The 21453-nt window shown below is 66.0% G+C and carries 15 protein-coding genes and 2 pseudogenes; 8 read left to right on the top strand and 9 right to left on the bottom strand.

The window, feature by feature from the left end; all coding sequences use genetic code 11:
* Window positions 1–23 precede the first annotated feature (23 nt).
* The 7 genes and pseudogenes from BF95_RS09420 to BF95_RS09390 all read right to left on the bottom strand — a co-directional run bounded on the left by BF95_RS09420 (window position 24) and on the right by BF95_RS09390 (window position 8350).
* A complete protein-coding gene (locus BF95_RS09420) occupies window positions 24–1268 on the bottom strand; it encodes a TolC family protein (RefSeq protein WP_043151077.1) in 1245 nt (414 codons plus the stop codon).
* Complete coding sequence (locus BF95_RS09415; protein WP_043151076.1) at window positions 1265–1564, bottom strand: DUF3240 family protein; 300 nt, start codon at window positions 1562–1564, stop codon at window positions 1265–1267. Before BF95_RS09415 ends, BF95_RS09420 begins: the two co-directional genes overlap by 4 nt.
* A pseudogene (locus BF95_RS09410) lies at window positions 1557–4627 on the bottom strand (efflux RND transporter permease subunit). The gene BF95_RS09415 and the pseudogene BF95_RS09410 overlap by 8 nt, the downstream one beginning before the upstream one ends.
* 7 nt (window positions 4628–4634) lie before the next feature.
* Entirely contained in the window at window positions 4635–5759 is a 1125-nt protein-coding gene (locus BF95_RS09405) for an efflux RND transporter periplasmic adaptor subunit (protein WP_043151074.1), read from the bottom strand.
* Window positions 5760–5809: 50 nt separating this feature from the next.
* Window positions 5810–6826, bottom strand: coding sequence for a sensor histidine kinase (locus BF95_RS09400; protein WP_043151072.1), 1017 nt, complete (start codon window positions 6824–6826; stop codon window positions 5810–5812).
* A complete protein-coding gene (locus BF95_RS09395) occupies window positions 6823–7500 on the bottom strand; it encodes a response regulator transcription factor (RefSeq protein WP_043151071.1) in 678 nt (225 codons plus the stop codon). The genes BF95_RS09400 and BF95_RS09395 overlap by 4 nt, the downstream gene beginning before the upstream one ends.
* A 118-nt stretch (window positions 7501–7618) precedes the next feature.
* The gene (locus BF95_RS09390; RefSeq protein WP_043151119.1) at window positions 7619–8350 is read right to left on the bottom strand and encodes a cytochrome b/b6 domain-containing protein; all 732 of its coding nucleotides are present in this window, start codon (window positions 8348–8350) and stop codon (window positions 7619–7621) included.
* A gap of 458 nt (window positions 8351–8808) precedes the next feature.
* Here BF95_RS09390 and BF95_RS09385 point away from each other — a divergent pair, with 458 nt between their 5' ends.
* The gene (locus BF95_RS09385; RefSeq protein ID WP_043151070.1) at window positions 8809–9570 is read left to right on the top strand and encodes an NRDE family protein; all 762 of its coding nucleotides are present in this window, start codon (window positions 8809–8811) and stop codon (window positions 9568–9570) included.
* Window positions 9571–9720: 150 nt separating this feature from the next.
* Here BF95_RS09385 and BF95_RS09380 read toward each other — a convergent pair whose 3' ends face one another.
* The gene (locus BF95_RS09380; protein WP_043151069.1) at window positions 9721–9903 is read right to left on the bottom strand and encodes a hypothetical protein; all 183 of its coding nucleotides are present in this window, start codon (window positions 9901–9903) and stop codon (window positions 9721–9723) included.
* Window positions 9904–10263: 360 nt separating this feature from the next.
* Here BF95_RS09380 and BF95_RS09375 point away from each other — a divergent pair, with 360 nt between their 5' ends.
* From BF95_RS09375 to BF95_RS30975, 6 genes and pseudogenes are all read left to right on the top strand, one after another.
* A complete protein-coding gene (locus tag BF95_RS09375; protein ID WP_043151066.1) occupies window positions 10264–10635 on the top strand; it encodes a hypothetical protein in 372 nt (123 codons plus the stop codon).
* A gap of 162 nt (window positions 10636–10797) precedes the next feature.
* Entirely contained in the window at window positions 10798–12453 is a 1656-nt protein-coding gene (locus BF95_RS09370) for an NAD(P)-binding protein (protein WP_043151065.1), read from the top strand.
* A 91-nt stretch (window positions 12454–12544) separates the two neighbouring features.
* The gene (gene nifJ / locus BF95_RS09365) at window positions 12545–16099 is read left to right on the top strand and encodes a pyruvate:ferredoxin (flavodoxin) oxidoreductase (protein WP_235209659.1); all 3555 of its coding nucleotides are present in this window, start codon (window positions 12545–12547) and stop codon (window positions 16097–16099) included.
* 82 nt (window positions 16100–16181) lie between these two features.
* On the top strand, window positions 16182–16886 hold the full coding sequence (locus BF95_RS28230; RefSeq protein WP_200866928.1) for a hypothetical protein: 705 nt from the start codon (window positions 16182–16184) through the stop codon (window positions 16884–16886).
* A complete protein-coding gene (locus BF95_RS28225; RefSeq protein ID WP_200866927.1) occupies window positions 16832–17254 on the top strand; it encodes a hypothetical protein in 423 nt (140 codons plus the stop codon). Before BF95_RS28230 ends, BF95_RS28225 begins: the two co-directional genes overlap by 55 nt.
* A 125-nt stretch (window positions 17255–17379) precedes the next feature.
* Window positions 17380–18353, top strand: a pseudogene (locus BF95_RS30975) (MFS transporter); the annotation flags it as partial.
* Window positions 18354–18388: 35 nt separating this feature from the next.
* On the opposite strand, the gene BF95_RS09350 reads toward BF95_RS30975, so the two are convergent.
* Window positions 18389–20854, bottom strand: a complete 2466-nt coding sequence (locus BF95_RS09350) for an FAD-dependent oxidoreductase (protein ID WP_200866925.1) — start codon at window positions 20852–20854, stop codon at window positions 18389–18391.
* Window positions 20855–21164: 310 nt separating this feature from the next.
* Between BF95_RS09350 and BF95_RS09345 the strand changes: the two genes are divergently transcribed.
* On the top strand, window positions 21165–21416 hold the full coding sequence (locus BF95_RS09345; protein WP_235209658.1) for a hypothetical protein: 252 nt from the start codon (window positions 21165–21167) through the stop codon (window positions 21414–21416).
* The last annotated feature ends 37 nt before the right edge of the window (window positions 21417–21453 follow it).

Genomic DNA, 21453 nt, shown 5'->3' with positions numbered 1-21453 from the left:
CGCGCCCGTGCACAAAGCCGTTCTCAATCATGGTCGCCATCGGGAACCCAGATGCTATGGGAATCGATCTGCAATTTCAGCAGCGCCCGCGAGGCTTCCGATCGCGCATCGATCTCGGATCGGCGGGCGTCGTTCGCCTGGCGGCGGGCATAGAGCAGGTCGACCAGATCGATCTGGCCCAGTTGATAGCCGCGCTCCGTCCGCCCGGCGGCGTCGGAAGCGCTCTGCGCCGATGCCTGCGCGCTTCGCCACGCTTCCAGCCGGGTGCGCGCATTCGACAGGTCGGCGTCGGCGATAGCCGCGACCGATCGCTGGATATTGGCGAGTTCGAGACGGGCGGCGTTTGCCTCCGCCGACGCCTGGGAGGCGGCTGCCCGGCGGTAGCCGCCTCCCAGCGGGATGGACGCCACCACGCCCGCGCCCCGCTCCATGCCGCTACGCTCACTGAACAGGCGGACACCGAAAGAGGGATCGGCGATCCGATCCGCTCGAACCCGTCGCGCAACGACGGCCAACCGCTGCGCCTCGCGGTCGGCGGCGCGGATCTCGTGACTGCGCTCGATCACCAGCGTCCGCATGGTTTCGAGTTTCTGTGGCGGCAGTTCGGGCAAGGCGAGTTCGGCTGGCTCGGGAGGAAGCGGTATCTCTGGAAAAGTCGCGACCAGGATCACGCGCGCCTGCTCGCCTGCGGAGAGAGATGCAGCGGCCTGGGCCTGCGCCTGCGCCAGTGCGGCGGAAGCCTGGTCGAGATCGAGCGCCGGGGCATCTCGTAGCTGGACGCGGCGACGCAAGGCGGTCAGGGCCGCTTCCAGCGAGCGCACCGTGTCGAGGTCGTTGCGATAATGGCTGCCAGCGGTCAGCCAGTCATGCCAGAGCCCGGTCAGGACCAACGCCGCCTGATGGCGCGCATCCTCCATCTGGTTCTCCGCAACCTCGACGCCCAGCGCGCCTGACTTGCGGTCGAGCGCCGCCTTGCCGGGGAGACGGAAGGGACGGGAGAGGGTTGCATCAAACTCGTCATAGCCGCCTTCGCGGTCAACGCTGCGGCGAATGTAGCTGCCCGCGATAACCGCTTCATGGGTGCCCTTATACAGCATGTCCCCGCGCGCACGGGCGACTTCAACCCTGGCGGCGGCGGCCATGACGGTCGGATGGTTGTCGAGCGCTTCGTTGACCTTCTCGACCGGCGGGAGGTCCGCGCGCTGGGCATGGAGCATGCTAGGCGCCAGCAGCGAGAGCATGGCGAGGACGAGAATGAACGGCCTCATGCGAGCCTGCCCCGCGCCACGACCGGAACGGCGCGCCAGCGAACCGGCAGGTCGCGCCTGGATTCGGCCACGGCCCGAACCAGTTCGGTCATCGCATCGTCCGCTACGATCAGCTCGATCGCACTTCGATCAAGATTGCCCGTCACGCGCTCGGCGGTGCGTGCGTCGCTGAAATCCCGGCCGCGCACCGCGATATCGTGGATGTGGATCGGTGCCTGTGATGCCGCGCGGATCGCCGCCACGACGGTTTCGACATCGCGGGTCGCGCAGTGAAAGGTCAGGAGCAGGTCAGGCATTTTCGGTTTCCCTGGCACTTTCACCAAAGCGCTCGAACAGGATGGGCAGGAGGACCAGCGTCAGCAGCGTCGAGGTGATGAGCCCGCCGATGACGACGATGGCGAGCGGGCGCTGGATTTCCGAGCCCGGGCCGCTGGCGAACAGCAGCGGGACGAGGCCGAAGGCGGTGATGCTCGCCGTCATCAGCACCGGGCGCAACCTGCGCTCCGCGCCAAGCCGGACGGATTCGGTCATACTGCGCCCTTCGGTGCGAAGCTGGCGGAAATAGGCAACCAGCACGAGACCGTTCAGCACCGCTATCCCCAGCAGCGCGATGAACCCGACCGAGGCCGGCACCGAGAGATATTCCCGCGACGCCCAGAGCGAGACGATGCCGCCCACCATCGCGAACGGGATGTTGAGCAGGATGAGGATCGAGGCGCGCAGCGACCGGAGCGTCGCTAGCAGCACGAAGAAGATCAGCAGGAGCGCCACCGGGATGACTAGCATCAGCCGGGTCGACGCGCGTTGCTGGTTCTCGAACTGCCCGCCCCAGACGATGCGGTATCCGATCGGCAGCTTGATTTTTGCCGCCACCGCCGCCCTGGCTTCGTCGACATAACCCACCAGGTCGCGCCCCGAGACGAACGCCTGCACCAGCGCGAAGCGCGAGCCGTTTTCATGGTCGAGCTTCACTGGCCCCTGGGTCCGCTCGACCCGCGCCATGTCGCTGACGCGAGCGAGAATGCCCCCGGGCGTGCGCAATTGCAGGTCGGCGAAGCGCGTTGGGTCCGAGCGCAGGCTTTCATCGCCACGGATCATGATCGGAACGCGCTTCTGACCTTCCGCGACAATGCCCGCGTGAATGCCCTCGACCTGGGCGCGCAGTGCATCCTGCATCCGGTCCACCGGCATGCCGAAACGCCCGGCCGCCGCGCGATCGATGTCGAGCTGGAGATAATCGACACTGTCGTTGGCGACGGTCAGCACTTCCGACGCCCCGCTTATGCTGGAAAGGGTGCGCTGGACCTGACCGGCGAGGTCAGCGAGCGTCGCGAGGTCCGGCCCAAAAATCTTGACCGCGAGATCGCCGCGCGCGCCGGTCAGCATCTCGGACACGCGCATCTCGATCGGCTGGGTGAAGCTGGGCTGGATGCCGGGCATGCCTTCCATAGCCTTGCGCATCTCGCCGACGACGAAGTCCTTGTCGCCGCGCCATTCCGACTGCGGTTTCAAGCGCACGAAGCTGTCGGTCTCATTCGGCCCCATCGGATCGAGGCCGATCTCGTCGGCGCCGACGCGGGCGATCACGTCGCCGACCTCGGGCACCGTCAGCAACGCGCGCTGCGCCGCCATGTCGCCCTTGACCGATTGGTCGAGGCTGATCGACGGGAGCTTGGTGAGCTGCACGATCACCGAGCCCTCGTCCATGGTCGGCATGAAGGTCTTGCCGACCGCACCATAAGCGATACCGGCGATCACCAGCCCCGCCGTCGCCAGACCATAGACCAGTCGCTTGCGGGCGAATGCCGCGTCCAGCAGCGCGCGGTAACGCGGCGAGATCCGGCGCATGATCCAGGGATCGCCGTGGTGGCCGCTCTTCAGGCCGAAGGAGGACAGCACCGGAACCAGCGTCAGAGCCAGCAACAGCGAGCCAGCCAGCGCGAAGACGATGGTCAGCGCGACGGGCGCGAACAGCTTGCCCTCCAATCCCTGGAGCGCGAGCAAGGGCAGGAAGACGAGCGCGATGATGACGATGCCCGCCGACACAGGAACGACCACCTCGTTGGTCGCCTGGAAGACATGATTGAGGCGCGGATGGTCGTCATCATGAGCCCGTCCGAGCCGCTCGACGATATTCTCGACCACCACCACCGCGCCGTCGACCAGCATGCCGATGGCGATGGCGAGGCCGCCCAGGCTCATCAGGTTCGCCGACAACCCCATGCCGCGCATGAACAGGAAGGTGATGAGGGCCGCCATCGGCAGGGTCGCGGCGACGATCGCCGCCGCCCGCCAGTCGCCCAGGAACAGGATGAGCAGCACGACCACGAGGATCGTCGCCTCGAGCAGCGCTTCCTCGACCGTGCCGATGCGCGGCCGATGAGGTCGGATCGGTCGTAGAAGACATCGACATGGGTTCCGGCGGGCAGCGTCTTCTGAAGCTCCGCAAGCCGGGCGCGCACGCCGTCGACGACCTGGCGGGCATCGGCGCCGCGCAGGGCGATCACCAGCCCCTCGACCGCCTCGGCCTTGCCGTTCTTGCTGACGGCGCCGTAACGGGTGAGGCTGCCGATTCCGATCGTCGCGACATCGCCCAACTGGACGATGCGGCCATCGCGACTGGCGATCACCAGCGACTGGAGATCCTCCACCGTGCGGATCGCGCCGACCGCGCGGACGATCAGCGATTCTTCTCCGCTTGTCAGGCGGCCGGCACCGTCGTTGCGGTTGCCGCTTTCGATCGCAGCGCTGATGTCTGCGGTCGACAGTCCCGTGCCGGCAAGCGCCACCAGATCGGGCCTGACCTCGAACGTCCGCACGAAACCGCCCAAGGCGTTCACGTCAGCCACGCCGGGCACGGTCCTGAGCGCGGGCCGGATCGTCCAGTCGAGCAGTTCGCGCTTCTGCTGGAGCGAGAGCGGCCCTTCGATCGTGAACATGTAAACGTCGGACAGCGGCGTCGAGATCGGGGCGAGGCCGCCGCTGACCGACGCGGGCAGATCGGCCATCACGCCCGACAGGCGCTCGGCAACCTGCTGGCGGGCCCAATAGATGTCGGTGCCGTCGGTGAAGTCGATGGTGATGTCGGCAATGGCATATTTGGCGGTGGAGCGCAGGATCGCCTGGTTGGGAATGCCCAGCATCTCCATCTCGATCGGCGTGATGACGCGGCTCTCCACCTCCTCGGGCGTCATCCCTGGCGCCTTCAGGATCATCTTGACCTGCGTCTGAGCGATATTGGGATAGGCATCGACCGGCAGGTTCACGAAGGCCCATGCACCGAGGCCCGCAACCGTCAGCGCGAGAGCCAGCACGAGCACGCGATAGGATAGAGCCGCGGCGACCAGTGAGCGCAGCATTGGCCGGTTACCGCGACAAGGCGAGCGCTTTGAGCGCGCTCGTGCCGGCGATGACGACCTGCTCGCCGGGCTTCACGCCAGACAGCAGGATGGCCTGGCTTCCATTCGCCCCGCCGCTCTTCACGTCGCGCACCGCAAAGCCGCCCTTGGTGGCGACGAAGACGACAGTCCGGCCGTTCATCGTTGCGACGGCGGCAGCAGGCACGCCGACCGCGCCCGAGGGAGCCGGGCCGGAAATCAGCAGATTGGTCGCCCGCCCCGCCACGATGCCTGGACCGGCGGCGATCTCGGCCTTCACGCTGGCCGAGCGTGTTGCAGGATCGATGGTCGACCCCACCGCCGTGACGCGGCCCTGTATGTTCGGATCGATCCGCACCAACATGCCCGGACGGACCAGCCCAACCAGCCGCTCGGGCAGCTGGCCAAGCACTTCGTAGCGGTTCGCTGCATCGATCACATAAGGCGCGCTCGTGCCGTCCACCGAATTTCCGGTCTGGATCCTGGCCGTGGTGATGCGGCCGGCGATCGGTGCCGTCAGCGTGTAGCTGCCGCTTGCACCATGGCCGTTGACCATGTGCAGGATACGCGCCTTCTCCGAAACATCGGCGCTCGTTTCCACGGCGATCGCACTGGCCTCGTCGGCACGGGCGCCGGCAATGATGCCCTCACGACTGAGTTGCGAGAGACGAGCGGCATTCGATCGAGCGACCCCCAGCCGTGCGTTCGCGCGCGTCAGGTCCGCGCCCATCATCAGCACCTCGCGGCTCGAAATCACCGCAAGTGGCTGTCCGCGCCGCACCGTGTCGCCTTCGACGACCAGGGTGCGCATCACCACGCCCGGAAAGGTTGCGGCCACAGCCACGCGCGCATTGGCGGGCGGCTGGATCAGGGCGGGCACGATCGCGAGCGGCGCTTCGTTCGCCGCAACGGCGGGTGCAAGGCGGATACCGAGTTGCGCCGCCTGCCCGGCCTCGACGCGTAGATGGCCCGGCACCGCGCTCGCAGAGTCCACAGGGGGGCTGGACTGAGCGGCGGGCGACGCCGTGCCGGCACGGGTGGTCAACCACCACAGGCCGGCAAGCGTCAGCGCGATCACGGCGACGCCGGCAAGGATGAAGCTGCGGTTCAACATGGCTTTCGCCTAGCGGACGAAGCTGACGACTCCCTGACGGGAGTGGAACGTCAGGCGCCGGGAAAGCGCAGCGACAACTCGCGCCTGTCCGAATCGGTCGCGAGCATCCCGCCGTGCGCCGCCATGATCCGGTCGACGATCGCGAGGCCCAGCCCCGCGCCGTCCTTGCTCGCATGGTCGGCGCGGCTGTGGCGCCGCACAAGATCGCGCAGGCGATCGGGCGAAAGGCCCGGCCCCTCGTCTCGAACACCGATCGCCGCTCCGGGACCGACGCTGACATGGACAGCCCCGCCGGCGGGCGTCACGCGCACAGCATTCTCGATGAGATTGCGCAGGGCCGCCGCGATCGCCTCGCGCCGTCCACGCACGATCGGCGATTGCTCTCCAGTTTCGAGGGCGATGGTCTTGCCCGTCGCGATGATCCCCGGGGCCATGAAACTGACGGCGTCGGTCGCCACATCCGTCAGCGAAACGGCTTCCGGCACCAGTTGGGCCGCCGTGGCGGCGTCGATCTGGGCGAGCAGCATGAGTTGGTCGATCAGCCGGCGCATGGCCGCGACATCTCCCTTGAGACGGCCTGCCTCGGCGTGATCGAGCCGGTCGAGTTCAAGCGACAGCACGGCGAGCGGCGTGCGCAGTTCGTGCGCGACGTCGGCGGCGAAGGCCTCCTGACGCATTGCCGCATCGTCGAGCCGGGTGAGCAGATCGTTGACCGCATCGGTGAACGGCAACGCCTCGGAGGGCATTCGCGAGGTATCGATCCGGAAGCCGCGCTCATGCCCGCGTGCCGCCTCGATCTCCGCTGCCGCCTCTTCCAGCGGGGTGAAGGCCTGTCTGATGACCCGGAGACCGACGAACGCGACCGGCGCCATCAGGATAACCACCGGCAGGGCGACATGATCCAGCATCTCGTTGAGTGCGCGGGACGTCGCTTCGCCTGCGGCAAGGTCTGCGAACGACAGTCGATAGAAGAAGGCGACGGCCGCAAGCAGCAGGACCGTGCCGACCAGCCCGACCAAGCCCAGGCCACGCACCAGCCGTCGGGAAACGGACCGCCGATAGGTCATGCACCATTGTCCCGCAACATATAGCCCACGCCCCGGATGGTATGGAGGTTTCCACCCGCGCCGGCATCTTCGAGCTTGCGCCGCAGCCGCGATATCGCCGCTTCCACCGCATTGGGCGTGACGGGCTCGTTGAAATTGTAGAGCGCGTCCTCGATGGCTTCCCGGCGAACGACCGCGCCCGCGCGTCGCATCAGCAGTTCCAGCAGGTCGGCCTCGCGGCGGGACAGGTCAATCTCCCTGCCGTCATGGCGCGCCGTCCGCCCAGCGGTGTCGAACAGTAGCGGCCCGACTTGCAGCACGGTCTGGGTGCGCGGGCCGGGGCGGCGAAGCAATGCGCGAAGGCGTGCGGCCAGTTCGTCGATCTCCACGGGCTTGACGACATAATCGTCGGCGCCGGCGTCAAGTCCCGTTACCCGGTCCTCCAGCGCGCCGCGCGCGGTCTGGACGATCGCGGGCGGGACCTGCCGGTATCGCCGCCGCGCCGCCAGCCAGTCGATCCCGTCGCCGTCAGGCAGGCCCAGGTCGAGGACGATGGCGTCATAGGCCGCGCTGTCCATCGCGCTGTCCGCACCCGCCAGGCAACCGGCGACGTCGCACGAAAAGCCCCGGCGCTGGAGGCCGTCCGCGACCAGCTTCGCCAGCCGGTCATTGTCTTCGACTACAAGGACACGCATAAAATGGACCTCTCCAATATAGCCCGTTCCAGGGCTTCTGCCCCTGTTCTTTGCGTATATTGGCACGAGCGACATGGAGGTTGCGGCAGCCCGGGTCAAACCGCGCCGGGAGCTACGCTCAATCCCCGTCAGGATTTTCGCCGTGCCCGGCGGCCGTGTACTCGCCGCCCTGGCCTTCTCCCGCCTCGCCATGCGCCTGCGGGCTGAAGGCGGCGGGATCGAACCGCGTGATGCCGAACACCGCCGCGATGACGACCACGCCGCCAAGCACGACCGCCATGAAACCCGGGACCCGCGCATCCCGCGCTCCCGGGTAGAGTGCGGTGCGCTTGCGACCCGTGACCATCGCTCTGGCGAGGTTGTCGCGAGTGACCAGCGACATCACGAGAACGGCGGCGACATGGATGCCGACCAGCGCCAGCATGCCGTAGGCGAGCGCTTCGTGGATGTCCTCGTCCGCTTTGCCCGCATCGACCTGGATGCCGGTCCACAGGACTGCGCCGACCGCCGCGAACAGGGCAAGCACAGCAAGCGCGCCAAGCGGATTATGCCCGACCGTGCGCTCCGGATGGCCGGCCACGAGGCCACGGATATGCGCCACGATACCCGAAGGCCGGATGAAATTTACGAACCGCGCATGCTCGCCTCCGACAAATCCCCAGATCAGGCGAAACGCAAGGAGCACGGCCGCGACCCAGCCGGCCGCCATGTGCCAGGCGGCGATCGGACTGTCACCTTCCGAGGATAGGAAGGCCGCTGTTATCGCAGCGACGAGCAGCCAGTGAAACAGCCTGAGCGGCGCGTCCCAGACCTTGAATGTATTGCCACCAGCGGGGTTTGCCACGAGCATCGACATCTCCTTTGCCCAATCGCATAGGGCCGCTTACTGACGACAGCCTGACGGCCGCGACAATGATCCCTTAATGGGCGTCCGCTGCACGTGCGCGAAGACACTCGCGGCGGCTGAAGCTATCAGCGATGATGCTGAGCGGCCGTTCTGACGTTCCCCGAGCACGATACGCTTCGTTTGGGCAAGCAATGACGCGTTGCCCGGCGAGCAGCTCTATTCGCCGCACATCGGCAGCGCGCATTGTGGGCGGCACACGCGTGACAGCCCTGCGAAACGGCTATGGCGACAAACGGGAGGAAACAGATGATGATAGGTGTTGCCGGGCCTGATCAGGTTGTCGGCCGAAACGGCGAGCGGCAACTTAAAATCCCGAGACCGCTCGCTCTTGCGTGTCGGAAACGGAACGCTATCTCGTTGGACAGCGTTTCGATTGATCCGGCAGCCGTCGGCGAGCGGATATGTGCGTCTTAGCATTGGCGTGGCGCGCGCACCCAAATTGGCGCCTCGTCGTTGCCGGCAACCGTGACGAGTTTCACGCGCGCCCTGCAGAACCGTTACGACGATGGGACGAGCCCGATCATGTGCTTGCGGGCAGGGATCTGCTATCGGGTGGCACATGGCTCGGCGCCTCGGAGCAGGGACGGTTTGCTGTGGTCACGAACCTGCGAGGCTTCGGGCCGTCGGAGCCAGGCCGACCGTCCCGCGGCCTTCTATTGAAGGATCTGTTGGCGGGGGAGGGGCGATATGCCGAACCAGCCGACGCGGACCTCGTGGATTTCAATCCGTTCAACCTCATCGTGGTCCAGCGCGGCCAGGCCGAATTCTGGTCCAACAGGCCCGGTCCCACGCGGCGCATCCTGCCGCCGCAGGTCTATGGTCTGTCCAACGGCGCGCTGGACGAGCCCTGGCCCAAGACTGTTCGCCTCAAGGCCGTTCTTCGCAACTGGATCGGCGCCGGCGCGCAGCACCCCGAGAGTCTTCTGGACGGACTAATGGAAGAGACCCTTACGGAACCGTCCGATTGGCCGGTCGGCCCATCTGACGTGGTGCAGGAGCCACCTCTTTCGCCGATTTTTATCCGCGATCCGGTTTACGGGACGCGGTGCAGCACCTTCGTCGCGATTGATGGTGTCGGGCGCGGCATCATCTTCGAGCGTCGTTTCGGCGCGAGTGGAGACAGGGAGGGTGAAACGGCCATCCCATTCTCGTGGCCGCGTTGAGGCTCTGAGGTGCGCCGCGGCTGGATGGAGGATCGCATCAGCCCCGGAGGCTTGCGCAGGACATTCGCGGACATGCGCCAACCATCGCCGGTCCAGCGGCCGGCCGCCCCACACGCCGCACCTCGCGGGAGGTGAAGCTTTCGATAGGATTCAGATTACGGGGACCGCCGATATCACTCGAATGTCCCCCGGCTCGCTCCGCCGGGCCGCGACAGCCTTCGCCTTTTCGACTGCCAGCAGTCCGCGAAGAGTCGTCGCTTTGCATGCGTCGGTTTCGCTCGCGAGCAGATTCTCGAACCGCTCGATATTGGTCTGGGTAACAAATTCCTTCATGGCCGCTGTTCCTTCGGAACGCTGCCCGGACCTGTCCGAGTCGTCTGACAGATCATAGCATGGCCCGACCCAATGGGCGCTCACATATGCCGAGAGTTCGCATCTCGGTCTCCATTTCCGCGTACTTTCACATCCACATCGGTGCAAAATCTCAACGGGCGTTGCTTTGTGCGGAGATTCGCTCTCTCGCGTCGGCGTTCGCGCAAGCAGCCGATAGCGTTGCCGCCGCGCCTCCCGCAGACTGTGCCCCGGTCGGCAAACTTCCCAAGCCGGCCTACGTAGCATTCCCAATGCATGTCGGTCCTGCGTTTCGCCACAACGCATGCTTCCCCTTGAATTCGCACCGCAGGAGAAGACCCGATGACCTATCCCCTCGATCAACTGACCGCGACTTCTGAGGCTAATGTCCGCCTCGCGACAAGCATGGCCGAGACGGCCCGCCAGGCCGGCGAGGATTGGATGGATCTTGCGGGGAGGGCGTTCACGCATGTCGGCAAACCGGCTGAGACCAATGGCAAGGCCGGATTTTTGCCTTTTTCGCTGATCGCCCCGGGCAATCTCGGCGAAGGCGTTCTTGCCTCCATGACCGAGAGCCGGGAGCGAACGACCCGGACGCTCGCCAGCGCGTGGGAAGCCTGGCAGCGCTCCTTGGCTGATGCCTGGAATCCCGCGAAGCTGCTCGCCGGCGCGGCCAGGAACGCGGCGTCGGCCAACCCGCAGCCTGCCGCCTGACGGCGTGGCTCCCGCCGGTCGTCAGGCAGCAGATTCACGCTCACATGATGCGATGCGCACCATGTGTCTGCCCAGCTGTCCAGCGGCCGGTATCGTGTCATCGTCCAATGAGCGTCTTCTCGGACAAAGGGGCCACCGCGCGAAGCTGATGGCTCGGCCGATATGCCCGGCAGGATCGCGATGGTGAGCAGGACGCCGGATTTTACACCCCTCATCGATCTGGTTGCCCAGCCGGGCACTGGTCCGGTGCGCGTGCGCCGTCCGCTCTATCTCGATCTCCTGCCGCCCTGCAATCATGCGTGCCCGGCAGGCGAGGACATCCAGGGCTGGCTCGCCCATGCCCGGGCGGGTCGCTACCGTGAGGCCTGGCTGACGCTGGTGCAGGATAATCCCTTGCCGGCCATTCACGGGCGGGTCTGCTATCACCCGTGCGAGGTGAGCTGTAATCGCAAGGACATCGACAGCGCGGTCTCGATCCACGCAGTCGAGCGCTTCCTCGGCGACGAGGCCGCCCGGGAAGGCTGGCGCCTGCCTGTCGAGGCGGCGCCCTCCGGCAAGCGCGTGCTGATCGTCGGGGCCGGGCCGAGCGGTCTTTCCGCGGCCTATCATCTGGCGCGGCTGGGTCACACGGTGGAAATCCGGGATGCGGGTCCTTTGCCCGGCGGGATGATGCATTTCGGCATCCCGGCCTACCGGCTGCCGCGCGAGGATCTGATGCGCGAGGTGCAGCGGATCGAGGCGATGGGCGTCAGCATCGTCCTCGATCACAAGGTCGAGGATCTGCTCGCGGAGAAGGATGCCGGCGGCTTCGACGCCGCGTTCGTCGCGATTGGAGCGCATGCTTCCAGGCATGTCGACATTCCCGCGCGCGACGCCGCGCATGTCCTCGACGCGGTCAGCCTGCTGCGCGGGGTCGGGGCCGGCGAACACCCGAAACTGGGGCGGCGGGTGGCCATCTATGGCGGCGGCAACACGGCGATGGATGCCGCCCGCACTGCCAGGCGCCTGGGCGCCGACGAAGCCCTGATCATCTATCATCGCGACCGGGCGCATATGGCGGCCCACGCTTTCGAGGCCGAGGAGGCGCTCGAGGAGGGCGTGAAGATCCGGTGGCTGACCAGCATCAGGGACATCGCCGGCCCGAGCCTGACGGTCGAGGTCATGGAGCTGGGGGCCGACGGCACGCCACGCGGTACCGGCGAAATCGAAACGCTGACGGCGGACACGCTCGTGCTGGCGCTGGGGCAGCAGGCCGAAAGTGGTTTCCTCGCGAAGATCCCCGGTATCGAGGTAGCGGCGGACGGCACGGTCGTCGTCGCCCCGAACATGATGACCGGCCATCCTGGCATCTTCGCGGGCGGCGACATGGTGCCGAGCGAGCGCACCGTCACCGCCGCCGTCGGGCACGGCAAGAAGGCGGCGCGCGCCATCGATCGCTGGCTGCGCGGCGAGGACGCGCGGCCCGCGCAGCCGCGCCCCGTCGTCGGCTTCGAGATGCTGCATCTGCCGATCTACAGCGACGCCGAGCAACGCGCGCAGGCCACATTGCCGGCCGCGACGCGGTCCGCCGGATTCGAGGAGGTGGTGGCCGGGCTGGGCGAAGCGGACGCCCGCTACGAGGCCCAGCGTTGCCTGTCCTGCGGCAATTGTTTCGAATGCGACCAATGCTATGCGGCCTGCCCCGAGCAGGCGATCGAAAAACTCGGTCCCGGGCTGCGCTACCAATTGCTTTACGATCGCTGCACCGGATGCGGTGTCTGTTACGAGGCCTGCCCCTGCCATGCGATCGAAATGATCCCCGAAGTCGCGGCGAGCTGACGGAAGGTGTGATGCAGCCCGATATGCCCCGCACCGAGATCATGGACGGCAACACCGCGGTTGCCCATGTCGCCTATCGGATCAACGAGGTGTGCGCGATCTACCCGATCACGCCATCCTGACGATGGCCGAACTGGCCGATGAATGGTCGGCGCGGGGACTGACCAACATCTGGGGCAATGTGCCGGTCGTGCAGGAAATGCAGAGCGAAGGCGGCGCTGCCGGTGCCGTCCATGGTGCGCTGCAGTCCGGTGCGCTCACGACGACTTTCACGGCATCGCAGGGGTTGCTGCTGATGCTGCCCAACATGTTCAAGATCGCCGGCGAGCTGACCTCGACCGTGTTCCATGTCGCCGCCCGGGCGATCGCGACGCAGGCCCTTTCGATCTTCGGCGATCATTCCGATGTCATGGCGGTGCGGACGACCGGCTTTGCCCTGCTGTCGTCCGCCTCGGTGCAGGAGGCCCATGACGCAGCGTTGATCGCGCAGGCGGCGACGCTCGAGGCCCGCATACCGTTCCTGCACTTCTTCGACGGCTTTCGAACCTCGCACGAGCTCAACAAGATCAGCCTGCTCTCGGATATCCAGATCCGCGCGATGATCGACCAGGATCTCGTTCGCGCGCACCGGGCCCGGGCGCTGACACCCGAGCATCCCGTGGTGCGCGGCACGGCGCATAATCCGGACACCTTCTTCCAGGCGCGCGAGACGGTGAACCCCTATTACGCCCGCCTGCCCGCGATCGTGCAGGCGACGATGGATCGCTTCGCCGCGCTGACCGGCCGCGCCTACCATCTGTTCGAATATACCGGGCCGAGCGACGCCGAGCGCGTGATCGTCTTGATGGGCTCCGGCGTGGCGACCGCATGCGAGACGGCGGCGTTCCTCGGAGCGCAGGGCGAGTCCGTCGGCGTGTTGCAGGTGCGGCTCTACCGCCCCTTCGCGACCGAGCAGTTCCTGCAGGCCCTGCCCGAGACCTGCCGCGCGATCGCGGTGATCGAGCAGACCAAGGAACCGGGCGCATCGGGCGAGCCGCTCTACCAGGACGTTGTCGCGACGCTGGCCCAGGCGGTCGCAAGCGGTACGCGCGCGGCCATGCCGCGGGTGATCGGCGGACGCTATGGTCTGGGATCGAAGAACTTCAGTCCGGCGCAGGCGAAGGCCGTGTTCGACGAACTGAAAAGCGCCAATCCCAAGCACGGCTTCACCGTCGGCATCGAGGACGACATCGCGCAGACCAGTCTTGCGGTCGATCCGGATTTCTCGCTCGAGCGCGAGGATGTCGTGCGGGCCCTGTTCTTCGGGCTCGGCGCCGATGGCACGGTCGGCGCCAACAAGGACAGCGTCAAGATCCTCGCCGAGGATGCCAACAGCTATGCTCAGGGCTATTTCGTCTATGACTCGCACAAATCGGGCGCGCAGACGATCTCGCACCTGCGGTTCGGAAAGCATCCGATCGGATCGAGCTATCTGATCGAATCGGCCAACTTCATAGCCTGTCACCAGTCCGGCCTTCTCGACCGCCTCGATGTGCTGCGGCTGGCGGTCGATGGCGGGACATTCCTGCTCAACACGCCGCATGGGCAGGAGGCCGTCTGGCATCATCTGCCGCGCTCGCTCCAGCGCCAGATCGTCGACAAAAAGCTGCGCTTCTTCGTGATCGACGCCTCCCGGGTCGCGCGCGAGGCGGGCCTGGGCGAGCGGATCAACACCGTGCTGCAGACCTGCTTCTTCGCCATTTCCGGCGTGCTGCCGCGCGACCAGGCGATCGGGCGGATCAAGCACGCGATCGAGGCGAGCTACGGGATCAAGGGCGCGGGCGTGGTGCGCGCGAATTTCGCGGCAGTCGACCATGCGCTGGCCAATCTGTTCGAGGTGGCGGTGCCGTCCACCGTGACGAGCCTGTTCGAACGACCGCCAACGGTGCCGTCGCGCGCGCCGGCGTTCGTCCAGGAAGTGACTGCCAGCATGATGCGTGGTCGCGGCGACGATCTCCGCGTCAGCCAACTGCCGGTCGATGGAACCTATCCTTCCGGAACCGCGGCGTACGAGAAGCGGAACATCTCGGAGAGCGTCGCGCTCTGGGATCCGGACGTCTGCATCCAGTGCGGCCAATGTGGTTTTGCTTGCCCGCATAGCGTCATCCGTTCGAAATATTTCACGCAGGATGCCTGCGACGGCGCGCCGGAAGGGTTCAAGCACGCGCCGGTCAACTCCCGCGGGAACCCTGAGGTTCGCTTCGCGCTGGAGGTCTATCTGGAGGACTGCACCGGTTGCGGCATTTGCGTCGAGGTCTGTCCCGCGCACAGTTCGCGCGAACCGGGCAGGAAGGCGATCAACCTTGCGGACAAGGCGCCGATCCTTGAGACGGGGAAGGCCAGCATCGCCTTCTTCGAAACGCTGCCGGTCAACGATCGCGCGCGCGTCGATTTCGCCAATGTGCGCGGCGTGCAGTTCCTCGAGCCGCTGTTCGAATTCCCGGGCGCCTGCGCCGGCTGCGGCGAGACGCCCTATCTCAAACTCCTGTCGCAGCTGTTTGGCGATCGGTTGCAGATCGCCAACGCGACCGGCTGCTCGTCGATCTACGGCGGCAATCTTCCCGTCACGCCCTGGACGAAGGATGCTTCCGGCCGCGGCCCCGCCTGGTCGAACTCCCTCTTCGAGGACAATGCGGAGTTCGGGCTGGGCTTCCGCCTTGCGGCGGACAAGCACCTCGATCTGGCAAGGACGTTGCTGCTCGACCTGGCCGCGAGCCTGGGCGAGGAGGTCGCCCGGGCGATCCTCGACGCGCTGCAGGAGCGCGAGTCGGACCTGCGCGCCCAGCGCGCCCGTGTCGATGCCCTGAAACAAAAGCTTGCCGCGCTGGATGACGAGCGGGCCCGTGATCTTCTTTCGGTCGTCGATCATCTCGTCAGGCGGAGCGTCTGGATCGTCGGCGGTGACGGCTGGGCCTACGACATCGGCTATGGCGGCCTCGACCACGTCCTGGCGAGCGGACGCGACGTCAATATCCTCGTGCTCGACACCGAAGTCTACTCCAACACCGGCGGCCAGGCCTCCAAGGCGACCCCACTCGGCGCCGTCGCCAAATTCGCGTCCGCGGGCAAGCGGGCGGCGCGCAAGGATCTCGCGCTGCAGGCGATCGCCTATGGCGACGTCTATGTCGCCCAGGTTGCGATGGGGGCCAACCCCCAGCATACGCTGCTCGCAATGCGGGAAGCCGAGGCTTATCCGGGTCCGTCGCTGATCATTGCCTATAGCCATTGCATCGCGCACGGCTTCGACCTCCGCCATGGCATGAAGCAGCAGGATCTGGCGACCGCCAGCGGCTACTGGCCGCTGTTCCGTTTCAACCCGGCGATGCGCGCGATCGGTGAAAGGCCGTTCCTGCTCGATTCACCGGGGCCGACGATAGCGTTCAAGGACTATGCCTATAACGAGTTGCGCTATCGCGCGCTCGCCCAGAGCGATCCGGCCGTAGCCGCGGCGCTGCTCGCCCAGGCACAGCAGGTCGCTGACGAAAAATATCGCCAATACGAGGCGCTCGCGAACCGCGGTGGCGATGCCTTCCATCCCGAAACACGCGAGGTCAGGCGACCGGCTGTCGCGCCAGCCAGGCGCGACCATTCGGGCGAGGCGGGATGACGCGGCCCGTCGCCTGCAACCGTTCGTTCCCGCGCACGCGTCTCGCGCGCGCCAAGGGGCAACATCGCTCTGGCGTGGCCGCATGGGGCCGGTCGTGGAACGGTTCGTGCCGGGCAGGCTCGCATCTGGCGCCTTTGACCGGGAGCGGCGCATGGACCTGACCACCCACTATATGGGATTGCGCCTGAACAACCCGCTGATCGCCTCGGCAGCGCCGCAGAACGGGGAAATCAAGACGCTGCGGGCGCTGGAGGACCATGGCGCGGGTGCCGTGGTGCTTCCCTCGATCTTCGAGGAGGAGATCGACGCCGAGCGCCACGCGCTCGAGCGGCAGGGCCAGCTTGCAGCGACCGGTTCGGCCGAGGCCCAGAGCTATTTCCCGCTCTATGGCGGGTACGGCTTTGGACCGGAGCGCTATCTCGACATCGTCCGACGCGCGAAGCATGCCGTCGCAATACCGGTGATCGCCAGCCTGAACTGCGTGTCCGGCGAAGTCTGGGCCGAATACGCCCGCGATCTTGAACAGGCCGGAGCCGATGCGATCGAACTCAATATCTACTTTATCACGGCCGACCCGGCAGCGGACGGTCGCGCGGTCGAGCAGCGCTATATCGACACCCTGAAAGCCGTGAAGGCGGTCGTCGCCATTCCCGTCGCGGTCAAGCTCAGCCCCTATTTCAGCGGCATGGCGGCGATGGCGCACGCCCTCGCCGGCGAGGCGCGGACGCTCTGGTGCTGTTCAACCGCTTCTACCAGCCCGACATCGATCTTGTTACGCTTGAACTGAAACTGGACCTCGAGCTCAGCACGCCGGCGGAGATGCGGTTGCCGCTGCTGTGGATCGCGGTGCTACACGGGCGGGTAGGGGCCTCGCTTGGCGCAAGCACCGGCGTCGAGGCGCCGGGCGATGTGCTGAAATATCTGCTGGCGGGCGCCGATACTGTGATGACGACCTCGGCGCTGCTGCGGCATGGCATCCCGCACATGAAGACATTGATCGAGGGACTGACCACGCTGCTTGCCGCGCGAGGTGTCGCCTCGCTGGCCGATGTGCGCGGCAGAATGAGCCAGCGGCACCTCAAGGATCCAGCGGCGTTCGAGCGCGCCAACTATATCCACATCCTTCATGGTCACCCGGTCCGCCGCGATGGTTGAAACGCGCACCGGGATGAGCGCGGGACGCCTCATGGCCCAGGCGGCGCGATCACTCCCAACCGGTTTTGCCGGCGTCCCTCCCCATCGTGGCTGAATCGCCTCCCGCCCGCGCCCTGTCACGCGCGATGCCGTCGGGTGTCTGGATGCTGGGTTTCGTCAGCATGTTCATGGATATTTCTTCGGAGATGATCCACGCGCTGCTGCCGGTCTTTCTTGTGACCACGCTTGGTGCGTCCGCGCTGACCCTCGGCCTGATCGAGGGCATCGCGGAAGCCATCGCCAATGTGACCAAGCTGTTTTCAGGCGGGCTGTCGGACTGGCTCGGCCGGCGCAAGCTGCTGACGACGGTGGGTTACGGTCTCGCCGCCCTGACCAAGCCCGTTTTCCCGCTCGCCGCGACGATCGGCTGGGTGGTCGCGGCGCGCTTTATCGACCGGATCGGCAAGGGCGTGCGCGACGCGCCGCGCGACGCCTCATCGCCGACATTGCGCCGCCTGACCTTCGCGGCGCGAGCTTTGGCCTGCGTCAATCGCTCGATACGGTGGGCGCCGTCGTCGGCCCGCTTGCCGCAATCGCGCTCATGGCGCTCAGCTCCGACAATATCCGCCTGGTATTCTGGATCGCCGTAGTCCCGGCTCTTGCCTCGCTCGGGATCATGATCTTCGGCGTCCGCGAGCCGCCGCAACACCATGCCGAGGGGAAGGAGAGACTCCGGCTGTCGGATGCCGGTCTCATGCCGGTCGCCTTCTGGATGGCGACGGGCATCGCGATCATCTTCACCTTCGCACGGTTTTCCGAGGCCTTTCTCATCCTGCGCGCCCAGCATACGGGCCTGCCGCTTGCCTTTGTCCCGAGCGTGATGGTGGTGATGAACATCGTCTACGCCGGCTCGGCATATCCGGCGGGCGTGCTGTCCGACCGCATCGGCCGGACAGGTCTTCTCGCTATAGGCATCGCCTGCCTGATTGGCGCCGATCTCATTCTCGCCTTCGGCACGACGGTCGCCGGCGTCATGCTGGGCGTGCTATTCTGGGGCCTGCACATGGGGCTGACCCAGGGGCTCTTCGCCAGCCTCGTGGCCGATACGGCGCCTGCGCGATTGCGCGGGACGGGCTTCGGCATCTTCAGCTTCGCTCAGGGGATCGCCATGCTGGTCGCGAGCGTCGTCGCGGGTGGCCTGTGGGACGGATACGGGCCTAAACTAACATTTGTTGCGGGATCCTGTTTCGCTGCGATCGCGCTGATCACACTCCTCCTGTGGCGCTGGCGGATCGGCAAGAACGCGGTGGGGTCCATGTAGCCATCATGGCCGTGCGGGATCCGCGGAAGGCGCGCGCGCTTGGCCGAGTATTCCTTTTGCGACCGCATAGCCTTCGGACCGGCTGGCCTCGATCGCCACATCCGAAAAATCATAGTCGCCCGAGGAATGCTCGTCCGATTGGCCGGTCCGCACGAACCGGGTGATCCTCGTCGGCGCGCGTCCCCCATGAGCTGGATATAATCGGGCAGATGCTTGACCCGGGCCGCGCTAGCGGGATCGACATAGCTGAGAACATGGTCAATGAGCCTGCGATAGCTGTCGACCGTCTCCCGGTAGTGCAGATCGCTCCGCACCCGCTCGGAATAAACGATCTCGTCGCGCCGGGCCAGAACCTCGATCATGTTGGAGGGAAGCGCCCGCTGTCCCGAATAAAGGTCGACGATGAAGACCCGCTTGCCGTCCGGGCCGCAGCGGTCGACGACGAGATCGAGCGGCGAGTTGCTGATAATGCCGCCATCCCAATAGGCCTTGCCGTCGATCACCGTCCACGGGAAGCCTGGCGGCAAGCTGCCGCTCGCCACGATATGGTCCGGCGTGAGGTCATCGACATAGCTGTCGAAGACCTCGAGTTCTGCGGTCGCCACGTTGACGGCGCTGATCAGCAGGCGCACCGGGCTCGTCTTGAGCGCGGCGAAGTCGACATGTTTCGCGATCAGCTGGCGCATGGGCGTCGTGTCATAATAGCTTGTCCAGGCCACGGGCCATTCCAGCGGGGTGAACGGCGCCAGCCACCTTGCCCTGAAGAAATTCGGCACACCGCACGTCAGGATCTGGGCCGCGGCCACCGTCTGCCGGAAAATAGCGGGCGAGAGCGCCGAGGTCAGCACGGCCAGTTCGTTCCAGAAGGCTTCCAGGGCCTGCGTCGCCTGCCGGGGATTGCTGGCAATGACGGCGCCATTGAACGCGCCGATCGAAACACCTGCGACTATGTCCGGGAAAAGCTGCTCTTCCTCCAAGGCCTTCACGACCCCGCATTCGAACGCGCCCAGCGCGCCGCCGCCCTGCAGGATCAGCGCGGTCTGCGTCGGGATATGTTCGAGCGCGAAGTCGGCCTCCCGCAGGCGCTCCTTCACCGAGCCGAGGTTGACCCGATAACGGATGAGCCCTTCGGCAACACGTGTCTCGTCGGCGGGTCGTCCGGTCGAGAACAGCGCGCGCGGCACATCGCCCTTGAGATAGAACATCGCGAATGAGCCGTCGTCCAGCGAGCCCCGGGTAATCCATTCGTCGGCTTCCTCGGTCGCACCCAGCACGTTGAAGCCGATGTCGCCGACCTCGCAGAAGAAATAGGAGACTTCGTCATATCTCAGGCGTCGGCCCAGCATGTTTCGCGCGGCGAGGCGCGCCTGCTTTATGGCATTGTCCCAATGCTCGATATGGCGCCGGCGCGCGAAGACCGGATCGTAGAAGCTCGTGACGTCTCCTGCCGCGAAAACATTGGGCACGCTCGCGCGCAGCAGCGCGTCGATGGCGACATAGCCGTCTTCCAGCGCGATCCCGCTGCCTTCCAAAAAGCCGCTGGTGGGCGAAACGCCGATACTGACCACGACCAGATCACACGCTATCCGTCGACCGGCGCTCGTTTCGATTTCCTCGACCGTCGTACTCCCGTGGAACGCGATCGCGGTGTCGTTCAGCAGCACCGTAGCGCCCTGGCTCTGCACACGGCGTTCGAAATGGGCCGAAAGGTCCGACGCCTCGAGATGGGGAAGGAGCACGCTTCCGCGCTCGAGGACGGTGACGTCGAGCCCGCGCGCCACCAGCGACATGGCAATCTCCATACCGAGAAAGCTGGCGCCGATGACGACCGCGCGCTTTGCCGTCCCGGCGGCTTCGCGGATGACATCGGTGTCGGCCTTGGTCCGTAGCGTGTGAACGCCCGCGAGCGCCTCTCCCGGAACCCCGAGAGACTTCGGCGTCGCTCCCGTGGCGATCAGAAGCTTGCCGTAGGCGATTCTTTCACCTGCCGCGGTCCGCACGATCTGGCTGACGGTGTCCACGCCGACCACCGGGCTGTTGAGCCGCAGTTCGATGTCACGCTCGTCGTAGAAACCTTTCGGATGGACGAAGATCCGTTCCTCGTCTTCACGTTCGGGCAGCAACTGCTTGGATAAAGGCGGGCGATGATAGGGCGGTAATTCGTCCGCCGATAGTATGAGAACAGAGCCGCTCGCACCCTCGGCGCGCAACGTCTCGGCCGCGATCGCGCTCGCGACGCCACCGCCGACGATGAGAAAGTCAATGTGTCGGGATGCGCTGCTGGCGGTGTTGTCGGCCATCGCGGTCTCTGTCTTCACAGCTGCTCCCAGTTTCGAGTCGGTTCATGTGCGGACATTGCCGGCCGGTTCTTTGCGGCGGCCCAGGAGCATAAGAAGGAGATCGAAGGTCTGCGGGCAATGCGCAAAAGTCCTTAGATTTCCGGCGAGGGGCGGTTGGAAGCGTTGGGGGAACGGATGGTCATGCGTGAATCATTGTCATCTGCGGCAACGACCAAGGGCCGAGCCGCCGTCGCGGTTTCGTAAACTTACGTATGCCCGCACCATCATGCCCGGGCTAACTTCTTGTTCGAAATCGCGGATCACCTGCCCTGTGCCGGTGCCCACCTTCAACAATAGCTGGGATGCAGTGTCCTGGTGGATGATGTCAGGATGGAAATATGGCTTGGGTCGCCAGGTTGCTGCTGATCATACCCGCGCTGATCGCGGGCTGGTTCGTGTCGAAAGAAGATCCCCGCTTCTGGGTCGTGGCCATGGCTATAGCCTCGTGTTCCTGGCGTTGACCTGCCTCGTCGCCTTTTATGTGCCGCCAGTGCGCCTGTGGCCGCGCCGTCGTGGACGGTGAGGTCGTCAATCGGCCGTCGATAACCAATGTCGTCGAC

Origin of the sequence: Sphingobium sp. Ant17 (assembly GCF_000588875.1) — a bacterium.
GTDB lineage: Bacteria > Pseudomonadota > Alphaproteobacteria > Sphingomonadales > Sphingomonadaceae > Sphingobium.
Note: the sequence above shows the minus strand (reverse complement) of the source record. Positions and strands in the feature narration are given on the sequence as shown.

Excerpts from the sequence above, each read along its gene's own strand:
- BF95_RS09380 (WP_043151069.1), bottom strand. The coding sequence starts at position 9,903 with ATGAAGGAATTTGTTACCCAGACCAATATCGAGCGGTTCGAGAATCTG.
- BF95_RS09390 (WP_043151119.1), bottom strand. The coding sequence starts at position 8,350 with ATGCTCGTGGCAAACCCCGCTGGTGGCAATACATTCAAGGTCTGGGAC.
- BF95_RS09350 (WP_200866925.1), bottom strand. The coding sequence starts at position 20,854 with ATGGCCGACAACACCGCCAGCAGCGCATCCCGACACATTGACTTTCTC.
- BF95_RS09415 (WP_043151076.1), bottom strand. The coding sequence starts at position 1,564 with ATGCCTGACCTGCTCCTGACCTTTCACTGCGCGACCCGCGATGTCGAA.
- BF95_RS09370 (WP_043151065.1), top strand. The coding sequence starts at position 10,798 with ATGCCCGGCAGGATCGCGATGGTGAGCAGGACGCCGGATTTTACACCC.
- BF95_RS09395 (WP_043151071.1), bottom strand. The coding sequence starts at position 7,500 with ATGCGTGTCCTTGTAGTCGAAGACAATGACCGGCTGGCGAAGCTGGTC.
- BF95_RS09405 (WP_043151074.1), bottom strand. The coding sequence starts at position 5,759 with ATGTTGAACCGCAGCTTCATCCTTGCCGGCGTCGCCGTGATCGCGCTG.
- BF95_RS28230 (WP_200866928.1), top strand. The coding sequence starts at position 16,182 with ATGGGGCCGGTCGTGGAACGGTTCGTGCCGGGCAGGCTCGCATCTGGC.
- BF95_RS09400 (WP_043151072.1), bottom strand. The coding sequence starts at position 6,826 with ATGACCTATCGGCGGTCCGTTTCCCGACGGCTGGTGCGTGGCCTGGGC.
- BF95_RS09420 (WP_043151077.1), bottom strand. The coding sequence starts at position 1,268 with ATGAGGCCGTTCATTCTCGTCCTCGCCATGCTCTCGCTGCTGGCGCCT.
- BF95_RS09385 (WP_043151070.1), top strand. The coding sequence starts at position 8,809 with ATGTGCGTCTTAGCATTGGCGTGGCGCGCGCACCCAAATTGGCGCCTC.
- BF95_RS09375 (WP_043151066.1), top strand. The coding sequence starts at position 10,264 with ATGACCTATCCCCTCGATCAACTGACCGCGACTTCTGAGGCTAATGTC.